The sequence below is a fragment of the Nocardioides sp. Z30_9 genome (assembly GCF_058215735.1).
The window spans coordinates 1356585-1383467 of the sequence record NZ_JBZAJF010000001.1 but is presented as its reverse complement, the minus strand read 5'-3'; the positions used below and the strand labels follow the sequence as shown (position 1 = coordinate 1383467).

Below are 26883 nucleotides of genomic sequence, written 5' to 3'. Positions count from 1 at the left end.
TACTGGGGCCTGACTACTGGGGAAGTCGGTCCGAGTCGGTGGGGATGGCGTCTGCCGTCACGGTGCCCCCTCCTGCGCCTCCACCGCGGCGAGCAGCTCCGAGCCGGTGACCACCTTCTCGGCGAAGTGACGGTGCATCCAGGTGAGGTGGTCGCCCCGGCTGTTCATGATTCGCAGCGAGTCCCAGTTGGGGAACTCCTGCTGGAGCACCCAGCGCTCCATCAGTCGTGGGTCGACCTCGTAGACGTGCTCGTGGGTGGTGATCGCGACGTCGGAGACCCGGGTGGGCTCGGGAGGCGCGAACTGCTCGGCGTAGCGGTAGCCGATCGGCCGGTTCGAGGGCTGGCCCCCATCGGCGGGGGACGAGTCGTTCATCGCGGGTCTCCTGACTCGTAGGCCCGGTCGAGGAGGTACTTCCCGGGGTTCATGATGTTGTTCGGGTCCAGCGTCCGTTTCAGGTCGAGCATCACGTCGTACCCCCGGCCGAGCTCGTCGGGGACGAGGTCGACCTCGCCCGCCCGGCAGGACCCGTGGCAGGCGCTGATCGAGCCGTTGTGCGCCAGGGAAACGGCGGCGATGTCGCGCTTGGCCTTGACCCACATCTCCCACGCTCGGTCGTCGAGCTGTTGCTCCCAGATGCCGACGTCGATCTCGGTCAGGTAGTCCACGCCGGTGTTGCCCGAGGTGTAGGCGAACATGCCCCAGTCGTCGAAGACGTCGGTACGACGACGCAGGTCCGCGACGATCTCGTGCCAGGCCTTCGAGACCGACGGCAGGTTCGTGTAGTTGATCGCGGCGTCCTCGCAGTGCCAGCTCATCGGCACCACCTGGCCGGCCTTGGTGCGGCCGTGCAGGGGAGTGGCGTAGCGGTCGTGGCGCGCGGCCCAGTCGCCCTCGGAGATCTCGTCGCCGAGGTAGCGCGCCCCGTGCTCCTTCGCGATCCGGAAGAGCCGCTTGCCCGCGGGGCGCACCTCGTCCTCGTAGCCGTACATCACTGCGCACACCAGGGCGCGCACGTCGCCGGGCTGGGGGATGTAGGCCTCGTCGTCGCGGCGCAGGTAGGCGACCTTCCACTCGTCGAAGAGCACGGCGCCGGCGAAGGTCGCCACCCCGGCGCGGGCCAGCGCCCCGACGCACCGGTAGGCGTCGTCGTAGTTGTCGAACGCCCAGAACGGGGAGAGCTCCGCCTCCGGCTTGGGGAACAGCTTGAGGGTGGCTTCGGTGGCGATCCCGAGCGTGCCCTGGTGCCCCATGAACAGGTGCTTGAGCTGGTAGCCGCTGGAGGACTTGCTCACCTTGTGGCCGATGCCGTCCCCGACGTGCATCACCTCCCCGGTGGGCAGGACGTGGTCGAAGCTGAGCACCAGGTCGCGGGTGTGCCCGTAGCGCGAGCCGATCAACGACCACCCGCTGGTGCCGATCCGGCCACCGACCAGGGAGCAGGGGTACGACGCCGGGTCGTCGGGGTAGAACAAGCCGTGCCTCGCCAGCTCCTCGTTGAGCTTGAGCATGTTGATGCCGGTGCCGACGGTCACCGTGCGGTTCTCGAGATCGAGCTCGGTGATCGCGTTCATCCGCTTGACGTCGACCACGATCCCGCCGTGCAGGGGGACGGCGCCGTCGGTCAGGCCGGTGCCGCCGTCGCGGGGCACCACCGGCACGCGCAGGTCGTTGGCGATGCGTACGACGCCCGCGACCTCCGCGGTGCTCGTGGGCAGCACGGCGAGGTCGGGCAACCGCTCGGCCCAGCGGTGCACCGGGAACGGCGCCGGCACCCGCGCCCGGTTGTAGCGGTCGGGCTTGGAGGTGAGGATCTGCTCGTCACGCAGGACGGTGCGCAGCGCGGTGACCAGCTCGTCGAGACGCTCCACCGCGATGGTCATGACGCCCCGTCCCCGTCGAGTGTCCCGTCGAGTGTCCGGTCGACCGGCTCGTGGACCGTGCCGTCGGTGGAGCCGCCGACGGTGATGCCCAGCGACTCCGCGAGCAGCTCGTGGATGTCGACGACGTCGATGTTCGCTGCCTGCCCGGCCTCGGTCAGTGGCCGCTCTGACCAGGGGCAGGCGCTGACCAGGGTGTCCACCTCGAGGGCCGCTGCCTTCTCGACCCGGCCGGCCGAGATGGCCGCGGTGAGCTCGGGCTTCTCCACGGGGAGCCCGCCACCTCCGCCCGAGCAGTAGGACCACTGGGTCACCCGGTCGACGTCGGTGAAGTCGAGGCCCGGGATCGACCGGAGCACTTCGCGCGGCTCCTTCCAGATGCCCTTGCGCTTGTTGAGCCGACACGGGTCGTGGTAGGTGATCGCCCGCTCGATCGGCACCGACGGCGTCAGCCTGCCCTCCCGGATCAGCTCCGCGAACAGCTCCACGACAAGCACGACCTCGATGTCGAAGTCGGCCCCGAAGTACTTCGGGTAGTCCTCGGTGAAGGAGATGTAGTCGTGCGGGTCGAGCACGAGCACCCGCCGGGTGCCGGTGGCGTGCCAGTTGTCCAGGTTGTGCTGGGCGAACCGCTTCGCCTGGTCGACGTACCCCATCTCGGCGGCGGGGCCGCCGCAGCACCACTGCTCGCCCATCAGCCCGAACTCGTACCCCGCCTGCTGCAGGATCTGGGCGACCGCGCGTGGCACCGAGGTGCGGTAGAAGGCCGCCTCGCAGTCCACGAACAGCACCGTCTCGCCACCGATCGGGAGGGCGAGGCCCTCGGACCAGTCCCGGACGTGCTCCTGGCTGACCGGGGTCTCGCCCGGACTCGACTCACCCAGCACGGGTTCGTGGGTGAGCTCGTCGGTGCGTGCGTTCCACGACTTCCACCCCGGCTGGTGCACGCCGCTCTCCACGGCGAACGCGCGCACGGCCTTGACCACGTCGACCGTGCGGGTACGGAAGCGGTAGAAGTCGCCAGTGAACAAGGTGTTGGGGCAGCGCAGCTCGCAGGCACCGCACTGGGTGCAGTTCACGTAGTCGGAGGCGACCTCCTCGATGGTCATCTCGCCCTTGTCCATCGCCACGACGTTGGCGTGGAAGGCGGTGGGGGTCCACGACTCGTTGCGGGTCACCTGAGTGACCGGGCAGACCTCGCGGCAGAACTTGTGGCCCGAGGAGAAGCAGTTGTACGACGCGTTGCGCCACTGCTCGGTGAACTCCTCGGTGGGGGTTGGCTCGAGAGGGAGGAGGTGCTCGCGGGCGATCTCCTCCGGGATCACCTCGAGCTCGGCGGGGTTGTCGCGCATTCCGGGGGTGAAGGGCGCGGCGAGCGGGTCAGGAACAGGATCCGACGGACCGTGCCGGTCGAGCTGCGTCATGCGAGCCTCCTGCGGACTGTGTGATGTGGGTCACAGTCATGGCAAGATAAGACCGTAGAGAGCCCGGCACAAGGGAGCGCACGCGGGAGCGGGGCAGCAGTCAGTCGGCGTTGAGCCGGGGGTCACGTTCACCTGACGACGTCGTAGACCAGCTTCTGGATGCCGTTGCGGTAGGACTCGCTCTCGGCCAGGGACAGCAGCTGCTTGTCCTTGTCGGCGGTGCTGAACAGCCGCTTCCCGGCGCCGAGCAGGACCGGGAAGACCAGCAGGTGGTAGCGGTCGACCAGCCCGGCGTCGGCCAGGCTGGCGCCGAGCTGCGCGCTGCCGTGGATGCTGATCGGGCCGCCGTCGGTCTCCTTGAGTTTCGCGACGTCGTCGGTCGAGCGCAGGATCGTGGTCTCGCCCCAGTTGGTGACCAGGTCCTCCTCGCGCAGGGTGGTGGACACGACGTACTTCGGCATCGCGTTGTACTGCGGGAAATAGTCCAGCGAGGGCCACACCGGCGCGAACGCCTCGTAGCTGACCCGGCCCATCATCATCGCGGCCGCCTCCTCCTGCTCGCGGCCCTTGATCTCGTAGGCCTCGTCCACGTGCTCGATGTCGCGGAAGGTCCAGCCGGTGTTGCGGTAGCCCTCCTCACCTCCGGGCGCCTCCATCACGCCGTCGAGGGAGATGAAGGCGGTGACGATGATCTGGCGCACGATTTCCTCCTGAGCGGTGTCTGATGCCTGACTACACGACGAAGCGCGAGTCGTCGACAGTCAGACCGGCAGAAGTCACGGAACTAAGCGGCGACGCTCAGCTCCCTTCGCGTCTTGATCCAGCCGTCGATGCTGTCCCACACCCAGATCCCGAGGGCCCCGACCACGACTCCGGCATTGACCAGGCCGGGGTCGAACTCGGGCCAGCTGCTCTGGACCTCGGCGACCATCGCCGGGTTCAGCAGCCGGTCGGTGGCCGCGAGGTAGACGAACGGGGCCGCGAAGACGGCGCCCAGCACGACGTTGACGGTCGCGAGCCTCGGGGACCAGCCGGAGAGGCGGTACTTCAGGACCTCGAAGACGGCCTCGGCAGCGAGGAGCACGAAGATCAACGGGAGCCAGAAGGTCCACAGGTCGGGATCGAGCGCGGGGATGTCGTCGCCGATGTGCGACCCGAAGTGCTGCCAGACCAGTGCGGCTCCAAGGAGCCCGATCCACACCAGGGTGGAGACCAGCTCACCCAACGAGCCGTGCGCTCCGCGGGGGAGCTCGGGCAGCTGCTCGGGCTCCCAGTCGACCTTCATCGTGTCGCGCAGGTCGTCGGTCGAGATGCCTCGTTCGGTGAGCACGAAGGCCAGGGTGACCCAGAAGAAGACGTGCAGGGCGACCGTGAGGGACACCCAGACGGTTTCGCCGATGACCCCGCCGATGGAGCTGCCGTCGATGGTCGCGATGACCGCGATGACGACCGCCACGACGGGGACGATCGAGGAGAGCAGCGGCTTGAGCACCCGTACGTAGGCCGGGTAGAGCTCCGGCCCGATCAGGTACAGCCGCCTCCCGGTGTAGCCGGCCGCCAGCCGGTCAGGGTCGCCGAGCTCCTCGAGTGCGGCGTACTCCGCCCGGCTCGCCGGCAGTCCCGAGGAGTGCTGCAGCGACTCCACCCGGTCGGTGATGCTCGCGCGCAGCTCCTCGGCAACGTCGGCCCGCTGGTCCTCGGGCAGGGTGCGGGTGACGGCGTGGACGTACCTCTCGGTGAGGTCGGAACGCCCGGGGGACTGGTCCTGGGTCTGCATCTAGGTCACCTCAGCTTCTCGATCGATGTGTGCAGGGCCTGCCACTCGTCGAGAAGGTCCTGCAGCAGGGCCTCTCCCTCCGCGCTGACCCGGTAGAACTTGCGCGGCCGCGACTCCTCGGTGTTCCACTCACTGGTGAGCAGTCCCTGCTTCTCGAGGCGTCGCAGCAGCGGATACAGCGTGTTCCCGTCCACCCCGAACCCCGCGTCGGCGAGGGACTCCAGCAGGGCATAGCCGTACGTCGGACGCCGCAGCGTCGCGAGTGCGGCCATCACCACGGTGCCGCGGCGCAGCTCCTGCAGGTGTGCGGCGAGGACGTCGTCTGGCATGTGCTGAACATTAGTGTGTCTCACACACCATTGTCCAGGGCACTACACCAGACGACGTACTGGCGATCGATCGAGCCGGTCCCGCCGGCTCAGCGCACCCCGATGCGCTTGGAGCAGGACGGCCAGGCGCGCCAGCCCTGGTTGTTCTTGATCCGCTTGGCGACGCGGACCTGCTGGCGCTTGGTGGCCTTGTGGGCGTTGGAGGCGTACTTCTTGCCGCCGTGCCCGCGCCAGGTGCGCGGGCTGATCTGGAGCCCGCCGTAGTAGCCGTTGCCGGTGTTGACGTGCCAGCGGCCGCCGGACTCGCACTTGGCCAGCCGGGTCCAGGTCTTCATCGTGGCGGCCTCGGCCGGCGCGACCAGGCTTCCCCCGATGAGGATGGCGGTGGTGAACGCGACCAGGAGGGTCGCTGAGAGCGTGCGCATGCGCATGGGTGGTTCCTCCGTGCGCCTGCGAGGTTAGCTGTCGGGTTCGGGCTGAAGGTGCCCGGCCAAAGGTGATGGCTTCACCCCAGAGGGTCGTGTCTCCACGACCCGGGAAAGTGGGTTCCCCGCTCTTGTCCGCTGATTGGTAGAGGGCCCTCCGCGCGGACAGGACTCGGCGACGACGGGGGCGTCCCGGTCCTCCGGGACGCGTCACCTTAGGCGCAGCCTCCTGAGGCGGGCAAGCCCACGGGACGATCGGCGTTTCGGCAGTCTCCGAGCCACCCGTACAGTTCGAAGCGACCGAGAACACAGTGCGAAGCGACCAGAAAGTCAGCCGCCGCCCGGGTGCGGCGCGACGCGAAGGGACCCGATGACGAACCTCAGCCGTGGGAAGACCGCACCAGCACCGCAGACCGAGGAGCACCTGCACCTCGCAGACCGCTTCGTCGCGCACAACTACTACCCCCTCCAGGTCGTGCTGGCCGAGGCGGAGGGTTCCTGGGTGACCGATGTCGACGGGCGCCGCTACCTCGACTGCCTGGCCGGTTACTCCGCGCTGAACTTCGGCCACCGCCACCCCGGCCTGATCCAGGCGGCGCGTGACCAGCTCGACCGGGTGACCCTGACCAGCCGGGCCTTCCACAACGACCAGCTCGGGCCGTTCTGCCGCGACCTCGCCGCTCTGGCCGGAATGGACCGGGTGCTGCCGATGAACACCGGCGCCGAGGCCGTGGAGACCGCGATCAAGGTCGCGCGCAAGTGGGGCTACGACCTCAAGGGGCTGCCGGCGAACCAGGCCAACATCGTCGTGGCGGGCGACAACTTCCACGGGCGCACCACCACGATCGTCAGCTTCTCCACCGACCCGCTGGCGCGGGAGGGCTTCGGCCCGTTCACCCCCGGCTTCCGGGTCGTCCCGTACGGCGACGCCGCCGCGATGCGCGACGCGATCGACGCCGAGACGGTCGCCGTGCTGATCGAGCCGATCCAGGGCGAGGCGGGCGTGATCATCCCCCCGGCCGGTTACCTGCAGGCCGTCCGGGACATGTGCACCGAGCTCGACGTGCTCTTCATCGCCGATGAGATCCAGTCCGGTCTCGGCCGCACCGGCACCACCTTCGCCTGCGAGGTCGAGGGCGTGGTCCCGGACATGTACGTGCTCGGCAAGGCTCTCGGCGGCGGGATCATTCCCGTCTCCGCGGTCGTCTCCTCCGACGAGGTCCTCGGTGTGCTCCACCCCGGCAACCACGGGTCCACCTTCGGCGGCAACCCGCTGGGAGCCGCCGTCGGCCACGCCGTGGTCAAGCTGCTCGAGACCGGCGAGATCCAGGAGCGCGTGCGCGAGCTGGAGGTGGTCCTCGAGACAGGCCTGGAGAAGCTGGTCGGCGACGGGATCGTCGCGGTGCGCACCCGGGGCCTGTGGGCCGGGGTCGACATCGAGCCCGGGCTGATGAGCGGCCGGGAGACCTCCGAGCGAATGCTGGCCAAGGGCGTGCTCGTCAAGGACACCCACGGGTCGACGATCCGGCTGGCGCCGCCGCTGACGATCGAGACCGAAGAGCTCGAGTGGATGATCGACCAGCTGCGCGACGTGGTGACCGAGGCCCATGGCTGACCTCCTCGACCCTGCTCTCGACCCTGCTCTCAACGGGGGTCTCGCTCGGGGTCCGCTCGGGGTACGCCGGGCCGGGGTGCTGCTCCACATCACCTCGCTGACCTCGGGTGACCTCGGGCCGCAGGCCTACCGGTTCGTGGACTTCCTCGCCGCCGCAGGCTGCACGGTCTGGCAGGTGCTCCCGCTCGTGCCGACGCACCAGGGGGACGGCTCGCCGTACAACGCGATCTCGGCGATGGCCGGCAACCCCGACCTGCTCAGCCCCGAGCTGCGCGAGGAGCGCGGCCTGGTCTCGCCGGGCTCGATGACCGCCGAGCAGCGGCTGGCGTGCGCGCGCTGGTGCGAGCAGAACGCCTCCTGGCTGGAGCCGTTCGTGCAGTTCACGGTGCTGCGCCAGGCGCTCGGTGGCATCCCGTGGACGACGTGGGAGCCGGGACTGCGCGACCGGGACCCCGTGCGGGTGGCCCAGGTGCTGGAGTCGCGGGCCTCCGATGTGGAGCGGCTGCGCTTCGAGCAGTGGGTCTTCGCGATCCAGTGGGCCGAGCTGCACGCCTACGCAGCCTCCAAGGGGGTGCTGCTGTTCGGTGACCTGCCGATCTTCGTCTCCCACGACAGCGCCGACGTCTGGGCCCATCGCGAGCTGTTCCTGCTCGACGAGGAGGGCAACCCGACGACGGTGACCGGCGTGCCGCCGGACTACTTCGCGGCGGACGGGCAGCGGTGGAACAACCCGCACTACGACTGGGCGGCGATGGCCGCCGACGGGTTCGCCTGGTGGCGGCAGCGGATCGCCCGCCAGCGGGAGCTCTTCGACCTCGTCCGGATCGACCACTTCCGCGGCTTCGAGGCCGCCTGGCACGTACCGGCCGAGGCGGAGACCGCCAAGGACGGCCACTGGGTCAAGGGTCCTGCCCGGGAGGTGCTCGCCGCCCTGGTGGAGGCCGCCGGACCGGGGACCCTGGTCGCCGAGGACCTCGGCGTGATCACCGACGAGGTAACCGAGCTGCGGCTCGAGTTCGGGCTGCCGGGGATGAAGGTGCTCCAGTTCGCCTTCGACGGGGAGGGCGACAACCCCTACCTGCCGCACCTGCACGGTGAGGAGAGCGTCGTCTACACCGGCACCCACGACAACGACACGACGCTCGGGTGGTGGAGCGCGCTCGACGAGCCGACCCGCAGGCGGGTGCTGGAGTCGGTGCAGGCCCAGGTGCCGGCGCAGACCCCGGGGGACGGGGAGTTGTCGGGGGATGGGGAGATGCCGTGGGCGCTGATCCGGCTGGCGCTGTCCTCCACGGCCCGGCTCGCGGTGGTGCCGGCCCAGGACCTGCTCGAGCTCGGCGCGGAGGCACGGATGAACACCCCGGGGACCGACGAGGGCAACTGGGCCTGGCGCGCCCCCAGGGGTGCGTTCAGCGATGCGATCGCCCAGCGGATGCGGGCGCTCGTGGTCGCGTCGGGACGGTTGCCAGCCGAAGCCGAGCAGGAGCTCACCGGATGAACCGCCTGAATATCTAACAAATCGGATGTTTCACCCATATCCTGATGCCCTATCAGGACAGGGGGGGACGCCGATGCCGGTGCGCGTTGCGGTGTCCCGCGATATCCCGGGTCCCGAGGAGACCCTTCCCGAGGCCCTGACCCGGCTGTCGCGTCGGTGGCACGTCTTCGCCGACGTCCCCCGGCCCGGACGCGGCAAGGAGAACATCGACCGGGTGCTGGTCGGTCCCCAGGGAGTCTTCGTGGTGGACACCCTGGAGGTCTTCGGCGAGGTGGGTGTCCGCGGGGGGATGGTGCTCAAGAACGGTCGCCGGCACCCCCGGGCCACCGCGAACGCCGTGCGGTCGGCGAAGGCGGTACGCGCACTGGTGCCCTCGCTGGATGCGGGCCCGAGCAGCGGCAGGAACAGCGTGGTCGTGCCGGTGGTGTGCGTCACCGGCTCGCTGGCGTTCGCGGCCCGCGCCGGGACGGTGCTGGTCTGCTCGCCCGGGCACCTGGTGGAGGAGATCACCTCCGGCCCCGAGGTCCTGTCCGCGCAAGTGGTGCACCGGACCGCGTCGCTGCTCGGGCCGATGCCGCTGCCGCTGGTGGCCCTGCAACCCTCCCGGTGCGGGCACGACAAGTGCGCCCATGACATCTGTCAGTACTCAGCGGGCGGATCCTCGCCGGACCGGTGACATCACGCACTACTGGCCGTGCGCTGGATCGCTGATGCTGGAGGCATGAGCGAGCACACCATCACGGTCAGCGGCCTGCGGCGCCGCTACGGCACCGGCGACGATGCCTTCGAGGCGGTCCGCGGGATCGACCTGAACATCGGCCGCGGCACGATCCATGCCCTGCTCGGCGTCAACGGCGCCGGCAAGACCTCCACCCTGGAGGTGATCGAAGGGCTCGCCTCGCCCACCGCGGGGGAGGTGCGGGTGCTGGGCCTGGACCCGATCGCGGACCGGGCCGCCGTACGACGTCGTACCGGCGTGCTGCTCCAGCGCAGCGGCTTCGTCGCCGACCTCACCGTCGCCGAGACCGTGCGGATGTGGGCCGCCACCGTCACCGACGCCCGCCCGGTCGCCGAGTCGCTGGAGATGCTGGGCCTGGCGGACAAGGCCGGTACCCCGATGCGCGCGCTCTCCGGAGGTGAGCAGCGCCGGGTCGACCTGGCCTGCACGCTGTCGGGACGCCCGGACGTGGTGATGCTCGACGAGCCGACCACCGGGCTGGACCCCGAGAGCCGCCGGCAGGTGTGGCGGCTGGTGCAGGACCTCAAGGAGTCGGGGGCGACGGTGCTGCTCACCACGCACTACCTCGAGGAGGCCGAGACGCTGGCCGACGGGATCTCGATCATGCGCGCCGGCCGGATCGTCAAGGAGGGCACGGCCGACTCGATCGTCGCCGACCACCCGGCGACCATCTCCTTCGCGACTCCCGACCTCGCGACCCTTGACCTCGCGACCCTTGACCGGGCGCTCCCGGACCTCACCGACGTGCAGGTCTCCCGCCACGGTGACCTGACCACCATCGAGACCCACGACCTGCAGCGGGTGCTGACCGCGGTGCTGCTCTGGGCCGAGCGCGACGGCGTACGCCTCGAGCGGATCAGTGCCCGCAGCGCCAGCCTCGAGTCGGTCTTCCTGGCGATCGCCCAACACGGGGACGACCAGCACGGGGACGACCAGCACGGGGACGACCAGCACGAGTCGGCTGCCGCGGCACCGGACGACCATCTCCGCACCGTCACGGAAGGAAGCTCACGATGAGCACCCTCGCCCCTGCTGCCCAGCGCGTCGCCGGGCTGGCGCGCACCAACGTCATCACGATCGTCCGCAACCGGCTGACCCTCGCCTATGCGTTCGTGATGCCCCTGCTCCCGCTGGCGCTGCTTTTCCTCGGCGACCGCGGCGACATGATGGCCGGGATGGCCGGGGTGAGCACGGTGCTGCTGATGGCGCTGCTGTTCCCGGTCTACTACAACCTGCTCTCGATGACGGTGACCCGGCGCGACGAGCTGGTGCTCAAGCGGTTGCGCACCGGTGAGGCGACCGACCCGGAGATCCTGGCGTCGCTGGCGCTGCCCGGCCTGGCGATCACCCTGGTGGTGACGCTGGTGACGGTGCCGATCTCGATGGCCTCCGGCCTGGACCTCCCGGCGAACCCGCTGCTCGTGCTCGTCGGGGTGCTCCTGGCGTGCGTCGCGTTCGCGGCGCTGGCGTTCTGGACCGCGGCGTGGACTCGTACGGCGGAGGCCGCCCAGCTGACCAGCCTGCCGGTGATCCTCCTGGCGACCGGGGGACTGCTCAAGCCGGCGCTTCCCGAGGCCGCTCACGCCTGGGTCGCGCTCACCCCCGGGGCAGCGGTCAACGACCTCGTCCGGATCGCCTGGTTCGGGCGCACCACCGACATGGTCGACCCGGCCACCGTGAGCTTCGCGCAGACCTGGGTCGAGGCGGCTCCGGCCGTCGGGGTGCTCGTCGCGTGGACCGTCATCGCCGGAGTGCTGGCGCGGCGCTCGATGACGTGGGAGCCACGGTCCTGAGCGGCCTGACAGGATCGGCCCGTGGGCGGACGAGCGGACGAACGGGTGTCGCGATGACGGGCCGATCATCGGGCCGGTCATTGGGCCGGTCTCTTGGTCGGGCGATGGACCCGTGGGGGTGGGCCCGCCGCAGCGAGGTGCAGCGCGTCCGGCTCTACACCCTCGGCTCGCTCTACGTGATCTTGTGGTTCGTGCTGCTCAGCGGCGCCGTGAGTGCCCTGGCATACCCCATGGCGCGTGCTGAGGTGCTCGGGCTGGTCCTGGGCACCATCGTCCTCGGCGTCACCAGCACGCTGGCGATGCGAGCGGTGATCAGTCTCCACCCGGCCACCTCTCCCGTGCCCTGGTCCCGGCTGGTTCCGCTCGTCGCCGCGGCGCTCCTGGCCGAGGGGCTCGTCCTGCTGCTGCCGGAGAAGTCGCAGTTCGCGGGCGCGTTGATCGTGGTGATGGCACTGTCCTGGGGGATGGGTGGCTTGCGGGACCGAGCCTTCCAGTGGGGCCTGTTCCTGGCCTACCCGGCGTTGGTCCTGGTGCCCACCGGTCACCTCGGCCTCGCCATCGGCGGCGCGGTGGTCGGCCTGTTCTTCACGTTCACGGTGCAGAGCTCGCTGTGGCTGATGGGGGTGGTGATCGAGCTGGAACGGGCCCGCACCAATCAGGCGGCCCTGGCCGTGGCCGAGGAACGGCTCCGGTTCTCCCGGGACGTCCACGACGTGATGGGGCGACAGCTCTCCACGATCGCGGTCCAGGCCGAGCTCGCCGCGACGCTCGCGGGGCGCGGTGACGCCCGCGCCGCCGACCGCATCCTGCAGGTGCGGGAGACCGCGCACGAGGCGCTGCGCGAGGCGCGCGAGCTGGCTCGTGGCTACCGGCCGCTGGACCTGAGTGCCGAGCTCGACGGCGCGGTCTCGCTGCTCAAGGCAGCCGGGATCGCCGCCACCGCCGATCTCGACGGCCTTCCCTCGGCCTGGCACGAGCCCGTGGCCAGGGTGGTCCGGGAGGCGGTCACCAACGTGCTGCGCCACTCCGGCGCGACCCGGGTGGAGATGTCCTACGTCGGCGGGACGGTCGTGATCCGCAACGACGGGCTCGAGAACCCATCCGGCAGCGAGCATCCGGGAAGCACCGCAGGAAGCGGACTGGCCGGTCTCACCGAGCAGCTGGCTCCGTCCGGCGCCGCGCTCCGCGCCGGGCGCGAAGGTGAGGAGTTCGTCGTACGGGTGGAGCTGCCCGCGACCGGCTCCCGTGCCGGGGTGGTCCCGTGATCCGGGTGCTGCTCGCCGACGACGAGAACCTCATCCGGAGCGCGCTGGCCCAGATGCTCTCCCTCGAGGACGACCTCGAGGTCGTCGCGGAGGCCGCCACCGGCGCCGAGGCGCTGGCGGCAGCACGAGCCACCGCGCCCGACGTGGCCGTCCTCGACCTGCAGATGCCCGACCAGGACGGGATCACGGTCGCCGAGGAGCTCGGGCGGGTGCTGCCGTCGTGTGGGTGCCTGATCGTCACCAGCCACGGTCGCCCCGGCTACCTGAAGCGGGCACTCGCCAGTGGGGTGAAGGGGTTCCTGCCGAAGACGACCTCGGCGGCGACGTTGGCCCAGGTGGTGCGGATCGTGCACGCCGGAGGACGCCACGTCGACGCGGAGCTCGCTGCCGAGGCGATCGCGGCGGGGGACTCGCCGCTGACCCCGCGGGAGGCCGACGTGCTGGAGGCGGCGGCGGGCGGGGCGCCGGTCGACGACATCGCCCGGCGGGTGCACCTGTCCCCGGGGACCGTGCGCAACTACCTCTCCAGCGCGGCAGCAAAGCTGGGTGCCGGCAACCGTCACGAGGCCGCGGCGACCGCTCGCCGGATGGGCTGGATCTGAGTGTCGCCGGCCTCGTGTGAGTCCCCTCACCCCGGCAGCGTGAGCGGTACGACGCGCCCTGCGACAAGCCTCAACATTCCCGTGTGATGACCGACTCCCGCGAGACCTACAAGGTCCTGGACCTCGCGCTCCGGGTCGGCGAGATCCTGCTCTCGTCCGGCGCCGGTGCCGCCGACGTGACCGCGACGATGCTTGCCATCACCCGTCACTACGGTCTGCGCAACGCCGACGTGGACGTCACGTTCACGATGCTGCGGATGGGCTACCAGAACGACCCGGACGAAGTGCCGGTGCTGCTGACGCGGACCATCAGCCAGCGCGAGATCGACTACGACGACCTGACCCGTACCCACCACCTGGTGAGCGACGTGCTGCTGGACCGGGTCACCCTGATCGAGGCGCGCGCCAAGGTGGCCCGGGTGAACTCCACGGGTCACTGGCTGCCGCGGTGGGCGGTGGTGCTCGGCTCCGCTGCGGTGGGCGCCGGGATCGCGCTCGTCCTGGGCAGCGGTGTGGTGATCACCGTCGTCGCGGCGATCGCCGCGGCGCTGATCACCATGCTCACCCGGACGATGAACCGGCAGCGGTGGCCGATGTTCTACCAGCAGATCGCCGGCGGACTGCTGGCCACGCTGCTGGCAGTCGGCACCGGCGCCCTCGGCAGGGACTGGCTCGGGTTGGACGTGGACCCCTCGCTGGTGATCACCGCCAGCATCGTGCTGCTGCTGTCCGGGATCGGGTTCATGGGCGCGATCCAGGATGCCCTGTCCGGGTTCTACATCACCGCAGGAGCCCGGATCATCGAGGCGCTGCTCGCCACGGCCGGGCTGATCGCCGGTGTCTCGGCCGGGCTGGCACTCGCCCAGACGCTCGGGCTCAGCCTGACCGACGTACGCCCGGGGGAGTCGGGCCTGGCCGAGACGCCGCTGGTGCTCGTCGGCGCCATCGTCGCGGCCTGTGCGTTCGCGCTGACCAGCTATGCGCCCGTGCGGGCGCTACCGGCCGTGGCGATGACCACGCTGCTGGGGCACCTCGCGTTCCTGGCCGTGCGCGACCCGGCGGTGGCGATGCCGTGGGCGCCGGCCTGTGCCGCCGTCGTGATCGGCGTGGTCAGCTACACGGTCGCAGGCCGGGTCGGGGCACCCCCGCTGGTGGTGATCGTCCCGGCCCTGGTGCCGATGCTGCCCGGGCTGCTGATCTACCGCGGGTTGAGCTCGATGTCCGAGGGCAGCTCGCAGGGGATCCTGCAGATCTCCGCCGCGGCGGCGACGACGATCGCGCTCGCGGCCGGCGTGATCCTGGGGGAGTACATCGCCCAGCCGCTCAAGCGCAACGCCAGGCGCATCGAGGGGCGTCTCGCGGGTCCGCGCCTGGTGGGGGTCATGCACGGCCACCTGTCCCGGCGTAGCCGGAGCAAGACCGGCTGATCCCCGCCCGGCCACCGGCCTCAGTGGCGCCGGAACAGCGGAGCCTCAGTGGCGCCGGAACAGCGGAGCCTGGGTGTTGAACGACCACAGCGTATGGCGGTTGAGGGTGCGAAGCGTGCGTTTCAGGATGCTCAAGGTTCCTCCTCGGGGGGTTGTGCGCGAGGGGTCGCGCCGGTTTCTGATGCTGATTGGATCGTTCCAATCATAAGTTCCAACGCTAGCGGGTGCCTGGTCATGCCCCGGATCTGTCACGGATGTCACGAGAGGTGAGTCACGAGACCTGGTCGCACTCGTGTTGGGGTCACCCGGAAGACTGTCCCGGTGATCCGTTCCCGTCTCCCGCTCCTGGCCGCCCTGGTGTCGGCTCCCACGCTGCTCACGGCGGCCCGGGGCGTACGCCGCTCGCTCGGCGCCGGCAACCGCCGCCTCGACTACGCCGACTCGCCCCAGTTCCGGGACGGGCTGTTCCACAACCGGCTGCCCGCGACCGAGGCGCCCGAGGGGGGCACGGCCGGGCTCGCTGCTGAGTTCGCCACCAAGGGCTCGCGCGGCAAGCCACGACGGCCGGTCCGGCTCGCGACCCCCGACCTCCCCACCGAGGCCGCCGATCTCGCGGCGACCTGGCTGGGGCACGCCGGGGTGCTGCTGGAGATCGAGGGCCACTGGGTGCTCACCGACCCGGTGTGGAGCGACCGGGTCTCGCCCTCGCGCAAGGTCGGCCCCCGGCGCAACCACCCGGTGCCGATGGCCTTGGCGGACCTGCCCCGGCTGGACGCGGTGCTGATCTCCCACGACCACTACGACCACCTGGACACCGCCACGATCGACACCCTGGTCGCGAGCAGCGCGGCGGCGGGGAACCGCTTCCCCTTCGTGGTGCCGCTCGGGATCGGTGAGCACCTGCGCGGCTGGGGGGTCCCCGAGGACCGCATCGTGGAGCTCGACTGGGAGCAGTCCCACGAGGTGCGTGGGCTCACCTTCACCTGCACCGAGGCCCGGCACTTCTCCGGACGCAGCCTGGGCAGCAACACCACGCTCTGGGCCAGCTGGGTGCTGGCCGGGCAGCGGCAGCGGGTCTTCTTCGGCGGCGACACCGGCTACACGCCCGCGTTCGCCGAGATCGGCGAGCGGCACGGCCCGTTCGCCCTCACGATCATGCCGATCGGTGCCTACGACCCCCGCTGGCCCGACGTGCACATGAATCCCGCGGAGGCGGTCCGGGCCCACCGCGAGGTCGGCGGGGCGGCGCTGCTCCCGATCCACTGGGCCACCTTCGACCTCGCCTTCCACGAGTGGTCGGAGCCGGTCGAGCGGTTGCTCGAGGAGGCCGCGGGCGCTGGGGTCGCCCTGGCGCTGCCCGCGCCGGGCGGGCGGTTCGAGCTCGACGGCGCCCTGCCCACCGAGCCGTGGTGGCGCGCGTCGGTCTAGTTCTCGGGGCTCTGGTCTAGCTCTCGGGGCTGGTGGACGTGGGGTGCTCGAAGCGGACCGGTTCGCCGCGCTGCACGCGCTCGCGCTGGGGGACCACGGTGTACTTGGGGTCCTTCGCCGAGGCCTGGCCGGCCTCGAAGATCCCGAACCGGGTGCACGCCGAGCCGGCCATCAGGGCTGCGCCGGAGAGCACCGCGACGGTGCGGCTGCGCCCCGCGAGCAGGGACCCCGCGGCGCCGGCGAGGGTCAGGTTCCTGGCAGCCGTCATCAGCCGCCCGGCCTTGCCCTGGTGCAGCGGCTCGGCCGTGATCCCCATCGTGTGTTCCATCCGGCGTTCCATCACCAGCTCGAGCACGGCGCCGCCGAGCGCCAGCCGACGCACGGGAGCGGTCTCCGAAAGGGGCGAGGTGATCATCCCGAGGCCTGCCGAGGCGGCCGCCGCGGAACCCACGAAGACGAACGGCAGCTCCTTGTAGGCCGAGTGCCACGACGGCGTCGCGGTGTCGGCCAGCAGCACGGCGGTGTAGGACGCCACCGGCGGCGCGAACAGGGCGGCGAGCAGGCCGGCGGGCCGGTCGGCGTACGCCGCGAGCCGCAGCGGCCCGACGCGGTAGCGCTCCGGGAGCATCCCGACGACCTCGGTAGCGGCCACCGCACCCGCGAACGGGCCGTAGACCGACAGGATCCAGGTGCCGACCGACATCGGGGAGGTGAGCTTCACGACCCGCAGCATGTTCAGGAATCGCGACGGCTTGCCCAGGTCGTGCACCAGGGCCACCATCGAGAAACCCAGGGCGCTGATGGCGCCGAGCCGGGCCGACCTGCGCAGCGTCGGGCGGCCGGTGAGGTCGGCGCCGGCAGCGATCAGCGAGGAGCCGGCGGCGAGCCCGCCCGCGAAGAGGTACGCCGGGATGTCGGCCTCCCACGGCGAGGCCTTGACGATCGGCCGACCGTAGTAGGAGGTGAACGTCGGGTCCGGGACCATCGACTGCTCCGCCCCGCCCCCCTTGCGCCGACGGCGCCTACGCCCCCGGGATCCCGGGGTGGCCTCGTGGCCGACCGGCTCGACCAGCTCCTGCGGGGACCTGCTCCGGTCCGGGCCGGAATCCGGATCCGCTTGCGGGTTCACCTGCGAGCTCCCACGAACGAGACCGCGGCGCCCGCCAACAGGGCGACGGCCGCCATCCCGGCCTTGCGGAACATGTCCGGCAGGTCCTTGGTGGTGACCACCGGGTCGGGCGGAAACCCGTAGACCTCGGGCTCGTCCATCAGCAGGAAGAACGCGCCGGTCCCTCCGACGCCGTCGTCGGGGTCGTTGCCGTAGAGCCGGGCGTCCATGATCCCGGCCTCGTGCAGCTTCTCCACGCGGGCGTTGGCCCGCTCGCGCAGCTCCTCGACGTCGCCGAACTGGATCGACTGGGTGGGGCAGGCCTGCGAGCACGCCGGCTGCTTGCCTGCGTCGAGGCGGTCGTAGCACAGCGTGCACTTCTGGGCGATGCCCACGTTCTTGGCGCCCTCGGGACCCTTGCGACGCTCGATCACGCCGTAGGGGCAGGCGGCGACGCAGTACCCGCACCCGTTGCAGATGTCGTCCTGGACGACCACGGTCCCGAACTCGGAGCGGAACAGCGAGCCGGTGGGGCACACGTCGAGGCACGCGGCGTGGGTGCAGTGCTTGCACACGTCGGAGGACATCAGCCAGCGGAAGTCCGGGCGGTCCACCGCGTCGGCCTCGCCGGCCTGCACGTCGGTGCCCGAGTCGGGCAGCACCACCCCGTTCTCGCCTCGGGGCGGAGACATCGCGGGCATGCCGAGGTTCACCGCCTGCTGGTGCGCGTCCTCCTTGATCTGGCGACGCAGCCCCGACTCCTGCTGGCCGAACTTCTTGGGCTGCTCGATGAAGGCGACGTGACGCCACTGGTTGGCGTTCAGCGAGAAGCTGTTGTCATAGGAGGAGCCGAGCATGTCGAAGTGGTCTGCGGGGACGTCGTTCCACTCCTTGCAGGCCACCTCGCAGGCCTTGCAGCCGATGCAGATGCTGGTGTCGGTGAAGAACCCCTTGCGTTTGGGGTTGTCCTCGTAGCCCGCGTCGGAGGCGGGGTCAACGGGACCGAACAGGCTGTGCGGGCCGGCCATCAGGATCCTTCGGTGGGCTCGGGTGTCTCAGTGGGCTCGGGTGTCTCGTCGCCGGCGTCGTCCACCTGCGCGCCGGGACCTGCGGTCACGATCGGTCTGCTCTGGTCGTGCAGCACGCCCGCGCGGCGCTGGTAGCCCTCGACGAAGATGAGGAGCTCGCGGCCGGAGGGGCGGCGTCCGGGCTGGACGTCACAGGTGCCCACCTTGCTCTCCTGGATGAGGACGTTGGGATCGAGGGCGATCCCGAACAGGTCGTTGGCCGAGTCGCCGGTCACCATCCCACCAGTGCCCCAGTGGTAGGGCAACCACACCTGGTGGATCGTGCGTCCCTCCACCCGGAGCGGCGAGAGCCGTTCGGTCACCAGCACCCGGCCTTCGACCGCGGAGCGGGCGGTGACCACGTGGCACCACTCGCCGTTCTCCAGGCCGCGCAGCGCTGCCAGCTCGGGGGAGACCTCGATGAACATCTCCGGCTGCAGCTCCGCGAGCCTCGCGACGTAGCGACTCATGCCGCCGGCGGTGTGGTGCTCGGTGAGCCGGCTGGTGGTGAACACGAACGGGAAGACCTCGCTGTGTTCCTCGGGCGGGCTCGGGTTGATCCGGTTCTCCGCGCGGCTGTACTCCTTGCGCGTGGGGTTGGCCTGCTGGGCGTAGATCTGGTTGCGGAACGGCGACTCCACCGGCTCGTAGTGGGTCGGCATCGGCCCGTCGATGAGCCCCTTCGGCACGTAGAGCGAGCCCTTCCCGTCGCCCTGCATGATGAACGGGTCGATGCCCTCGATGCCCGCGACGCCGTCGGCTCCCTCCGGCGCGCGGTACGACGGCGGCTTGGTGACCTCGAAGTCCGGCACGTCGTGCCCGGTCCACTCACCGGCCTCGCCCGCCTCGGGATCCCACCACACGTAGGCCTTGCGCTCGCTCCACGGCTTTCCCTCGGGGTCGGCGGAGGCGCGGTTGTAGAGCGTGCGGCGATTGGCCGGCCAGGCCCAGCCCCACTCGGGAGCCACGTAGTCCTGGTCCTTGCCGGGCTTGCGTCGCGCCGCCTGGTTCACCCCGTCCTTGTAGACACCGGTGTAGATCCAGCAGCCGCCCAGCGTGGAGCCGTCCTCCTTCATCTCGGTGAACGTCGAGAGGGGCCGCCCGGTCGCGACCTCGAAGCCGTTGATCTCCTTCAAGATGGCCTCGGCGTCGGGGTCGTCGGTCTCCCCGATCATCGGGTAGTCCCACGCGAGGTCGAGCAGCGGACGGTCCTTCTCCGCGGTGGACGACTCGAGGCGCGATCGGATCATCCGGCCCAGGTGGTAGAAGAACCACAGCTCGGAGCGGCAGTCGCCCGGTGGCTCGACGGCCTTCTCGCGCCACTGCAGCATCCGGTGGGTCTGGGTGAAGGTGCCTTCCTTCTCCACGTGCGAGGCGGCCGGCATCAAGAAGACCTCGGTCCGGCACTCTTCCGTGACGATCTCCCCGGTCTCAATCTCGGGGGAGTTCTTCCAGAACGTCGCGCTCTCGATCTCGAAGAGGTCACGCACCACCAGGAAGTCCAGGTTGGCCATCCCGAGTCGCTGCGCCTTGCCGTGCGCGGACCCGACTGCGGGGTTCTGGCCGAGCAGGAAGTAGCCCTTCACCTTGCCGTCGATCATGTCGAGCACGGTGCGGTAGGTGCCGTGGTCCCCGGTGATCTTGGGCAGGTAGTCGAAGCAGAAGTCGTTCTCGGCGGTGGCGGCCTCGCCCCAGTAGGCCTTGAGCAGGTTCACGCCGTAGGCACGCGCGTTGGCCCAGAACCCCTTGGAGCCGGGATGGCTCACGCCCTCGAGCCAGTCGTCGAGGGAGTCGTCCTTGCCCGCGGTCGGCATCGGGAGGTAGCCGGGGAGCAGGTTGAACAGGGTGGGGATGTCGGTGGACCCCTGGATGCTGGCGTGCCCGCGCAGGGCCATGATGCCGCCGCCGGGGCGGCCCATGTTGCCCAGCAGGAGCTGGAGGATGGCGCCGGTGCGGATGTACTGCACGCCCACGCTGTGCTGGGTCCAGCCGACGCTGTAGACCAGCGCGGTGGTGCGCTCGCGGCCGGAGTTCTCGGCGAACGCCCGGGCGACCTCGAGGAACGCCTCGGTCGAGACGCCGCAGGTCTGGGAGACCACCTCGGGGGTGTAGCGCGCGAAGTGCCGCTTGAGGATCTGGTAGACGCACCGCGGGTCCTGCAGCGTCTCGTCGCGCTGCGGGTCGCTCTGCATCCCGGCACCGTGGGTCTCGTGCTGGAGGCCGCTGGCGGTCTCGCGCTGGGTGACCGGGTCCTGCTCCTGGCTGTCGTCGCCCGAGGCACCCTCCCCGGCGTACTGCCAGCTGGTGGGGTCGTAGGTGCGGGTGTCGGCGTCGAACCCGGAGAACAGGCCGTCGAGGTCGTCGGTGTCCTGGAAGTCCTCGCCCACGATCACCGCGGCGTTGGTGTAGGCCACGACGTACTCGCGGAAGTCGAGCTCGTTCTCCAGCACGTAGTTGATGACGCCACCGAGGAAGGCGATGTCGGTGCCGACGCGCAGCGGCACGAAGGTGTCCGCGAGCGCGCTGGTGCGGGTGAACCGGGGGTCCACGTGGATGACCTTGGCGCCGCGCGCCTTGGCCTCCATCACCCACTGGAAGCCCACGGGGTGGGCCTCGGCCATGTTGGAGCCCTGGATCACGATGCAGTCAGCGTTGGCCAGGTCCTGGAGGAACCCGGTGGCGCCGCCGCGCCCGAACGAGGTCCCCAGACCGGGGACCGTGGCGGAGTGTCAAATACGCGCCTGGTTCTCGATCTGGATGGCACCCATCGCGGTGAACAGCTTCTTGATGAGGTAGTTCTCCTCGTTGTCGAGGGTGGCCCCTCCGAGGCTGGCGATGCCCAACGTGCGGCGGACGGTCTTGTCGTCGTCGAGGTCCTGCCAGGAGTCGTCCCGGGCTTTGACCACCCGGTCGGCGATCATCTCCATCGCGACGTCGAGCTCGAGGTCCTCCCACTCGGTGCCGTAGGGACGGCGGTAGCGGACCTTGGTCTGGCGCATCGGGCTGGTGACGAGGTTCTTGCTGGCCGATCCCTTGGGGCACAGGCGCCCACGCGAGACCGGGCTGTCGGGGTCGCCCTCGATCTGGATGACCTTCTCGTCCTTGACGAACACGTTCTGGCCACAGCCGACCGCACAGTAGGGGCACACGCTCTTGGCGACCCGGTCCGCGGTCTCGGTGCGGGCGGTGATCTCCTCGGTGTGCTGCGACCGGGCGGCGACACCACGGCCCAGGAAGTCCGAGCCGCTGAGCTGGCGGACGACGGGCCAGGACAGGAAGGTCTTGCCGAGACGGGCGCCCAGACCGGATGCCAGACCAGATGCCGGACCAGATGCCGGACCGGAGTCCTGGCCAGATGCCTGGCTGTTCTCGCTGTGCTCGTCCGTCACCCCGTCTCCTTCCGTCTGGGCACGTGTACCCCGCAACCGGGGGGCCATGCTCTCAGGACCTCAGCGTACGACGAGAGGGAACTCGCCCGCCGGGATGATCTCACCGATGACCGGGTGCCCCGGGAGCTCGCCGGCCACGAGCAGGCCGCCGGAGGTCTGCGCGTCGGCGAGCAGCACCAGCTCGTCCTCGCCGACCCCGGCGTCGAGGTGGGGCCGCACCCAGTCGAGGTTGCGGCGGCTGCCGCCGGGGACGAACCCCTCGGCGTAGGACTCGCGGGCGCCCTCGAGGTAGGGGACCGCGGCGGAGTCCACGACCGCGGTCACGCCGCTGGCCCGGGCCATCTTGTAGAGGTGGCCCAGCAGGCCGAACCCGGTCACGTCGGTGGCCGCCCGGATCCCGGCCGCGACGGCCGCGCGTGAGGCCTCGCGGTTCAGCGTGGTCATCGCGCTGATCGCCTGCTCGAAGCGCTCCCCGGTGGCCTTGTGCCGGTTGTTCAGCACCCCCACCCCGATCGGCTTGGTCAGCGTCAGCGCGGAGCCGGGGCTCGCGGCGTCGTTGCGGAGCAGGCGGTCGGCGCGGGCGAAGCCGGTGACGGACAGGCCGTACTTCGGCTCCGGGTCGTCGATGCTGTGCCCGCCGGCGAGGTGGGTCCCGGCCTCCAGGCACACGTCCGCCCCGCCGCGGAGCACCTCGGCGGCGAGCTCGAACGGGATCCGGTCCCGCGGCCACCCGAGCAGGTTGATCGCCAGCAGGGGCTCGCCGCCCATCGCGTAGACGTCGGAGAGCGCGTTGGCCGCGGCGATCCGGCCCCAGTCGTAGGCGTCGTCGACCACGGGGGTGAAGAAGTCGGCGGTGACGATGACCGCTCGTCCGTCCGGCCCCTCCTCGATGCGTACGGCGGCCCCGTCGTCGCCGTGCTCGAGACCGACGAGCAGCTCGCCGTAGCCGCCTGGGGTGCTGGTGCCGGCGCGTCCGCCGGGGAGGTCCGCGAGGACCCGTTCCAGCTCGCCCGGCGGGACCTTGCAGGCGCATCCGCCGCCGGCGGCGTACTGGGTGAGACGGACCTGGGTGGGCTGGGTGGTCATGGTCCCGAGGCTAGAGGCTCGCGTAACCGGTGTCTCGTCTCTCGGTCTCCCCTAGAGTGTCCGCGGAGGCGTTCCTCGTCTGGTGACGGGCGCGGTCCTCAAAACCGTAGTGGCCGAGCATCTCGGTCAGGCGGGTTCGATTCCCGTCCGCCTCCGCCACAGCTCACAGGTCGCCGTTCAGGGCCATCACCGCGAGCAGGATCGCGGTCGCGATGCCGCCCAGCACGAGTCCCACGAGCGTGAACACCGCGAAGTAGAGGCCGATGCGCTCGGACACACCGCGTTTCTCCGTCCAGCCCAGCTCACGGGCGGGTCCGCGGATGAGATCGCGGCCCTCCGAAGGGTTGAACGAGATGTCCACGACCTTGGCGTACTTGCCCTGCTCATTGATGGCGTAGACCCTCCGGAAGGTCCTGCCCGAGGCGCGTCCCCTGAACACCGACCCGGCGCCGCTGAGCACGGGGGTCGGGATGCCGCCTCGGGCCTCGGCGCCCGCACGCCACGTCACGGCCTTCCCGACGTCGGTGATCGAGAGCGTCCTGGTCGCGGCGTCCACCTTCACCTCGTAGGTCCACGCCGTCGACAGGTGCTCCTTGTAGAGCGCGGCGTACCAGGAGGCGTCCTCGAGGTCGATGCGCACGTCGAAGCCGCCAGCGGTCTCGGTGAGGACGTACGGCGTGCCCTCGGTGCGCGCCCGGACGGCTGCGACCAGCTCCCGGTAAGCCCCGGTCGGCCCGTTGTCGGGGTTGCTCATGCTGATCGCTCCTCGGTCCAAGTGGCGTCGTGTGGTCATCATCGGGCACCCGGGACCGCTCCGGCCTGCATACGATGGCTTGCCACTGTCGTTTCCTGCCGGGAGGTCGGAGTGCCGGACCCGAGAAGGGCCACGCCGCGTACCGACGCCGTGCTGGCCGACCCGCGGCTGGTCGCGGCGAGCGAGCGGCTCGGTGCCGGCCTGGTCAAGCAGGCGGTGGCGAGTGCCCTGGAGCGGTGCCGCGGCGGTGCGGTCGCACCCGAGGAGGTGGCCGACGCCGCGGTGGCCGCGCTGCCGGCATCGGCGTCGTCGCTGCGCCGGGTGCTGAACGCCACCGGCGTCGTGGTGCACACCAACCTCGGCCGGGCCCCGCTGTCGGCGGCGGCCGTGGAGGCGCTGCAGGTGGCTGCCGGGGCCACCGACGTGGAGCTCGACCTCGCCACCGGGCGCCGTGGACACCGCGGCCGCACCGCGCTGGCCGCGCTCGCCGCAGCAGTCCCCGACGCCGGAGGGGTGCACGTGGTGAACAACGGGGCAGCGGCACTCGCCCTGGTCACCTGCGCGCTGGCGTCGGGCCGCGACGTCGTGGTCGCGCGCGGCGAGATGGTGGAGATCGGTGACGGCTTCCGGATCCACGAGCTGCTCGAGTCCGTCGGGGCGCGCCTGCGCGAGGTGGGTACGACGAACAAGGTGCGCCTGGCCGACTACGCCGACGCGATCGACGAGCGGACCGGCTTCGTGCTCAAGGTGCATCCCTCGAACTTCGTGGTCCGTGGGTTCACCGCCTCGGTCCCGGTCGAGCAGCTGGCCACCCTGGACGCGACCGTCGTGGTCGACATCGGCTCGGGGCTGCTGGCCCCGCACCCGCGGCTGCCCGACGAGCCGAGCGCCTCGGCCGCGCTGCGGGCGGGCGCCGACCTGGTCACGGCCTCGGGGGACAAGCTCCTCGGCGGGCCGCAGTGCGGACTGATGCTCGGCCGCGCCGACCTGGTGGAGTCGTTGCGCCGGCACCCGTTCGCCCGCGCGCTGCGGGTGGACAAGCTGACCCTGGCCGCGCTGGAGGCCACGCTCACCGGCCCGACGCCCCCGGTGGCGGCGGCGCTTGCGGCCACCCCGGGGGAGTTGCTGGAGCGGGCCGGCCGCGTCGCGGAGGAGATCGGCGTCCGCACCGACGGGGCGCTCACGGCCACCGCGGTCCGCTCGGCGGCAGCGGTGGGTGGCGGCGGCGCACCCGAGGTGCCCCTGGAGAGCGCGGCGGTGGCACTCCCGGCCGAGCTCGCCGAGCCGCTGCGGCTCGACGACGCGCTCCCGGTCGTCGGCCGGGTTGAGCGCGGTCAGCTGCTGCTCGACCTGGTCGCGGTGTCCCCCGAGGACGACCACCTCCTCGTCGAGGCGGTACGACGGTCCCTGAACACGCTCACGGGCCGCTAGTGCACGTCATCGCCACCGCGGGCCACGTCGACCACGGGAAGTCCGCGCTCGTCAAGGCGCTCACCGGCACCGACCCGGACCGGCTCGAGGAGGAGCATCGCCGCGGGCTCTCGATCCGGCTCGGCTACGCCTGGACCACCCTGCCCGGGCTGGAAGGCTCCGGGCTGGACGGCACCGGCGAGGTGGCCTTCGTCGACGTACCCGGTCACGAGCGGTTCGTCTCCACGATGCTGGCCGGCGTCGGCCCGGTGCCGGCCGTCCTGCTCGTCGTCGCCGCCGACGACCCGTGGATGCCGCAGGCGGCCGAGCACCTCGCGGCTCTCGACGCGCTCGGGGTGCGGCACGCGGTGGTGGCCGTGACCAGGAGCGACCTCGCCGACCCGGCTCCCGCTGCGGCCCGAGCGCACGCGGAGGTGGGCCGCACCGCGATGGCCGGCGCCCCGGTTGTGGCGGTGAGCAGCGTGACCGGCGCGGGACTCGAGGAGCTGCGTGCCCGGCTGGTCGAGATGGTGCGGGCGCTGCCGAGCCCCGACCCGGCTGCCGACGTGCGGCTGTGGGTGGACCGGCGGTTCACGATCCGGGGTGCGGGGACGGTCGTCACCGGCACCCTGCCGGCCGGGACCATCGCGCGCGGCGACACGTTGAGCACCGGGGCGGGCCTGGTCCGGGTGCGCGGCGTGCAGTCGCTGGGGGAGCCGGTCGCGTCCGCCTCCGGGGTCGCCCGGGTCGCGCTGAACCTCACCGGCGACCTCGAGGACACCGACCTCGGCACCCTGACCACCCCGGACGCCTACGAGTCGACCGAGGTCGTCGACGTGCGGGTGCTCGGCCCGGACGGACCAGAGACAGGCGGGTTCGAGGCGGGCGCGCTGCCCACCCTGCCGATGCTGCACGTGGGGGCGCTGTCCCTGACCGTCCGGTGCCGTCCGCTGGGCGACGACCTCGTGCGGCTGACCCTGGAGCGGCCGCTGCCGCTGCGGGTGGGGGACCGCGCGCTGCTGCGCGACCCCGGGAGCAGGCAGCTCTGGGGGATCCGGGTGCTCGACCCTCTCCCTCCGCCGCTGCGGCGGCGCGGGGCGGCGCTGGCCCGCGCCGCGGCGCTGGCCGGCTCCAGCGGTGAGCCCGACCTGGCCGTCGAGGTCGAGCGGCGGGGGGTCGTCGACACCGCGACGCTGCGCCGGATCGGCGTCGCCACCTCACCGGTCCCGCCGGGGATCGTCTCCGCCGGGCCCTGGTTGATGAGCGCCGGACGGGCGCACGAGGCGGCACGCCGGGTCGCGGCGGAGGTCGCGGAGCACGAGCGGTCCCGGCCCCTGGACCGCGGCCTGCCGCTGACCACGCTGGCAGAACGGACCGGGTTGCCCAGCCCCGCTCTCGTGGCCGCAGTCGTGCCTGCGCCGCTTCGAGTCGTCGACGGTCGGGTGCATCCCTCGGCCGAGGCGGCGACGGCGCTGCCGGCTCCGCTGGAGCAGGCCCTCGCCGCGCTGGCGGAGGACCTGGCCGAGAACCCGTTCGCGGCACCGACGGCCGACCGGCTCCGCGAGCTCGGGCTCGACCAGGCACAGGTCGCGGCGGCCGCCAGGGCGGGCCGGCTGCTGCGCCTCGCCCCCGGCGTCGTGCTCCTCGCAGGGGCCGACCGAGCGGCGGTGGACCGGCTCCAGGAGCTGGCCCAGCCGTTCACCGCCAGCGAGGCCAGGTCGCGTCTGGGCACCAGCCGGCGCGTCGTCCTCCCGCTGCTGGAGCACCTCGACCGCACCGGCCGCACCCAGCGGCTGCCTGACGACCGCCGCCAGGTCGCCAACAGCTGAGTGGTTCCTCCAGCGGGCGGGTCCACCACTGCTCCCGC

General features: G+C 71.3%; 23 protein-coding genes, 1 tRNA gene, 1 pseudogene and 1 riboswitch. Of the genes and pseudogenes, 12 read left to right on the top strand and 13 right to left on the bottom strand.

Annotation, left to right across the window (positions count from 1 at the left end; genetic code table 11):
- Nucleotides 1-57 precede the first annotated feature (57 nt).
- The 7 genes from AC4BGB_RS06760 to AC4BGB_RS06730 all read right to left on the bottom strand — a co-directional run bounded on the left by AC4BGB_RS06760 (nucleotide 58) and on the right by AC4BGB_RS06730 (nucleotide 5841).
- The gene (locus AC4BGB_RS06760) at nucleotides 58-375 is read right to left on the bottom strand and encodes a hypothetical protein (RefSeq protein WP_490545910.1); all 318 of its coding nucleotides are present in this window, start codon (nucleotides 373-375) and stop codon (nucleotides 58-60) included.
- On the bottom strand, nucleotides 372-1883 hold the full coding sequence (locus tag AC4BGB_RS06755) for an FAD-binding oxidoreductase (protein WP_490545909.1): 1512 nt from the start codon (nucleotides 1881-1883) through the stop codon (nucleotides 372-374). Before AC4BGB_RS06755 ends, AC4BGB_RS06760 begins: the two co-directional genes overlap by 4 nt.
- Nucleotides 1880-3304 carry a (Fe-S)-binding protein gene (locus AC4BGB_RS06750; protein ID WP_490545907.1) on the bottom strand — a complete coding sequence of 475 codons (1425 nt, stop codon included), beginning with the start codon at nucleotides 3302-3304 and terminating at the stop codon, nucleotides 1880-1882. Before AC4BGB_RS06750 ends, AC4BGB_RS06755 begins: the two co-directional genes overlap by 4 nt.
- Nucleotides 3305-3432: 128 nt before the next feature.
- On the bottom strand, nucleotides 3433-4005 hold the full coding sequence (locus AC4BGB_RS06745; protein WP_490545905.1) for a dihydrofolate reductase family protein: 573 nt from the start codon (nucleotides 4003-4005) through the stop codon (nucleotides 3433-3435).
- Between the two features lie 83 nt (nucleotides 4006-4088).
- Nucleotides 4089-5081, bottom strand: coding sequence for a permease prefix domain 1-containing protein (locus AC4BGB_RS06740; RefSeq protein ID WP_490545904.1), 993 nt, complete (start codon nucleotides 5079-5081; stop codon nucleotides 4089-4091).
- A gap of 5 nt (nucleotides 5082-5086) precedes the next feature.
- Nucleotides 5087-5410, bottom strand: a complete 324-nt coding sequence (locus AC4BGB_RS06735; RefSeq protein ID WP_490545902.1) for a PadR family transcriptional regulator — start codon at nucleotides 5408-5410, stop codon at nucleotides 5087-5089.
- 89 nt (nucleotides 5411-5499) lie between these two features.
- On the bottom strand, nucleotides 5500-5841 hold the full coding sequence (locus AC4BGB_RS06730) for a transglycosylase family protein (protein ID WP_490545900.1): 342 nt from the start codon (nucleotides 5839-5841) through the stop codon (nucleotides 5500-5502).
- A gap of 4 nt (nucleotides 5842-5845) precedes the next feature.
- A riboswitch (cyclic di-AMP (ydaO/yuaA leader) is annotated at nucleotides 5846-5993 on the bottom strand.
- Nucleotides 5994-6205: 212 nt separating this feature from the next.
- Between AC4BGB_RS06730 and rocD the strand changes: the two genes are divergently transcribed.
- From rocD to AC4BGB_RS06685, 9 genes are all read left to right on the top strand, one after another.
- The gene (gene rocD / locus AC4BGB_RS06725; protein ID WP_490545899.1) at nucleotides 6206-7450 is read left to right on the top strand and encodes an ornithine--oxo-acid transaminase; all 1245 of its coding nucleotides are present in this window, start codon (nucleotides 6206-6208) and stop codon (nucleotides 7448-7450) included.
- On the top strand, nucleotides 7443-8948 hold the full coding sequence (gene malQ, locus AC4BGB_RS06720) for a 4-alpha-glucanotransferase (protein ID WP_490545897.1): 1506 nt from the start codon (nucleotides 7443-7445) through the stop codon (nucleotides 8946-8948). The genes rocD and malQ overlap by 8 nt, the downstream gene beginning before the upstream one ends.
- Nucleotides 8949-9021: 73 nt before the next feature.
- Nucleotides 9022-9624, top strand: coding sequence for a nuclease-related domain-containing protein (locus AC4BGB_RS06715; protein WP_490545895.1), 603 nt, complete (start codon nucleotides 9022-9024; stop codon nucleotides 9622-9624).
- 45 nt (nucleotides 9625-9669) lie between these two features.
- Complete coding sequence (locus tag AC4BGB_RS06710; protein ID WP_490545893.1) at nucleotides 9670-10704, top strand: ABC transporter ATP-binding protein; 1035 nt, start codon at nucleotides 9670-9672, stop codon at nucleotides 10702-10704.
- Nucleotides 10701-11480 (top strand): ABC transporter permease, encoded by a 780-nt coding sequence (locus tag AC4BGB_RS06705; RefSeq protein WP_490545892.1) that lies wholly within the window; start codon nucleotides 10701-10703, stop codon nucleotides 11478-11480. The genes AC4BGB_RS06710 and AC4BGB_RS06705 overlap by 4 nt, the downstream gene beginning before the upstream one ends.
- A 104-nt stretch (nucleotides 11481-11584) precedes the next feature.
- Nucleotides 11585-12745, top strand: coding sequence for a sensor histidine kinase (locus AC4BGB_RS06700; protein ID WP_490545891.1), 1161 nt, complete (start codon nucleotides 11585-11587; stop codon nucleotides 12743-12745).
- Nucleotides 12742-13347, top strand: a complete 606-nt coding sequence (locus AC4BGB_RS06695; RefSeq protein ID WP_490545890.1) for a response regulator — start codon at nucleotides 12742-12744, stop codon at nucleotides 13345-13347. Before AC4BGB_RS06700 ends, AC4BGB_RS06695 begins: the two co-directional genes overlap by 4 nt.
- Before the next feature lie 86 nt (nucleotides 13348-13433).
- The gene (locus tag AC4BGB_RS06690; RefSeq protein ID WP_490545888.1) at nucleotides 13434-14774 is read left to right on the top strand and encodes a threonine/serine exporter family protein; all 1341 of its coding nucleotides are present in this window, start codon (nucleotides 13434-13436) and stop codon (nucleotides 14772-14774) included.
- Between the two features lie 321 nt (nucleotides 14775-15095).
- Complete coding sequence (locus AC4BGB_RS06685) at nucleotides 15096-16202, top strand: MBL fold metallo-hydrolase (protein WP_490545887.1); 1107 nt, start codon at nucleotides 15096-15098, stop codon at nucleotides 16200-16202.
- A gap of 16 nt (nucleotides 16203-16218) precedes the next feature.
- Here AC4BGB_RS06685 and nrfD read toward each other — a convergent pair whose 3' ends face one another.
- The 5 genes and pseudogenes from nrfD to selD all read right to left on the bottom strand — a co-directional run bounded on the left by nrfD (nucleotide 16219) and on the right by selD (nucleotide 22852).
- Entirely contained in the window at nucleotides 16219-17331 is a 1113-nt protein-coding gene (nrfD, locus tag AC4BGB_RS06680) for an NrfD/PsrC family molybdoenzyme membrane anchor subunit (RefSeq protein ID WP_490545885.1), read from the bottom strand.
- The gene (locus AC4BGB_RS06675) at nucleotides 17328-18338 is read right to left on the bottom strand and encodes a 4Fe-4S dicluster domain-containing protein (protein ID WP_490545883.1); all 1011 of its coding nucleotides are present in this window, start codon (nucleotides 18336-18338) and stop codon (nucleotides 17328-17330) included. The genes nrfD and AC4BGB_RS06675 overlap by 4 nt, the downstream gene beginning before the upstream one ends.
- Nucleotides 18338-21094, bottom strand: a pseudogene (gene fdh, locus AC4BGB_RS06670) (formate dehydrogenase); the annotation flags it as partial. The pseudogene fdh and the gene AC4BGB_RS06675, both read right to left, overlap by 1 nt.
- A gap of 12 nt (nucleotides 21095-21106) precedes the next feature.
- Complete coding sequence (locus AC4BGB_RS06665; protein ID WP_490545881.1) at nucleotides 21107-21766, bottom strand: hypothetical protein; 660 nt, start codon at nucleotides 21764-21766, stop codon at nucleotides 21107-21109.
- 60 nt (nucleotides 21767-21826) lie between these two features.
- Nucleotides 21827-22852: a selenide, water dikinase SelD gene (gene selD, locus AC4BGB_RS06660; protein ID WP_490545880.1), complete on the bottom strand. Its 1026-nt coding sequence runs from the start codon at nucleotides 22850-22852 to the stop codon at nucleotides 21827-21829.
- A 64-nt stretch (nucleotides 22853-22916) separates the two neighbouring features.
- Here selD and AC4BGB_RS06655 point away from each other — a divergent pair.
- Nucleotides 22917-23011, top strand: a tRNA-Sec gene (locus AC4BGB_RS06655).
- 4 nt (nucleotides 23012-23015) lie between these two features.
- Here the strand turns inward: AC4BGB_RS06655 and AC4BGB_RS06650 are convergent.
- Nucleotides 23016-23606 (bottom strand): hypothetical protein, encoded by a 591-nt coding sequence (locus AC4BGB_RS06650; protein ID WP_490545879.1) that lies wholly within the window; start codon nucleotides 23604-23606, stop codon nucleotides 23016-23018.
- 111 nt (nucleotides 23607-23717) lie between these two features.
- Here AC4BGB_RS06650 and selA point away from each other — a divergent pair, with 111 nt between their 5' ends.
- Both selA and AC4BGB_RS06640 read left to right on the top strand, forming a co-directional pair.
- The gene (gene selA, locus AC4BGB_RS06645; protein ID WP_490545877.1) at nucleotides 23718-25037 is read left to right on the top strand and encodes an L-seryl-tRNA(Sec) selenium transferase; all 1320 of its coding nucleotides are present in this window, start codon (nucleotides 23718-23720) and stop codon (nucleotides 25035-25037) included.
- On the top strand, nucleotides 25037-26845 hold the full coding sequence (locus tag AC4BGB_RS06640) for a SelB domain-containing protein (RefSeq protein WP_490545875.1): 1809 nt from the start codon (nucleotides 25037-25039) through the stop codon (nucleotides 26843-26845). Before selA ends, AC4BGB_RS06640 begins: the two co-directional genes overlap by 1 nt.
- The last annotated feature ends 38 nt before the right edge of the window (nucleotides 26846-26883 follow it).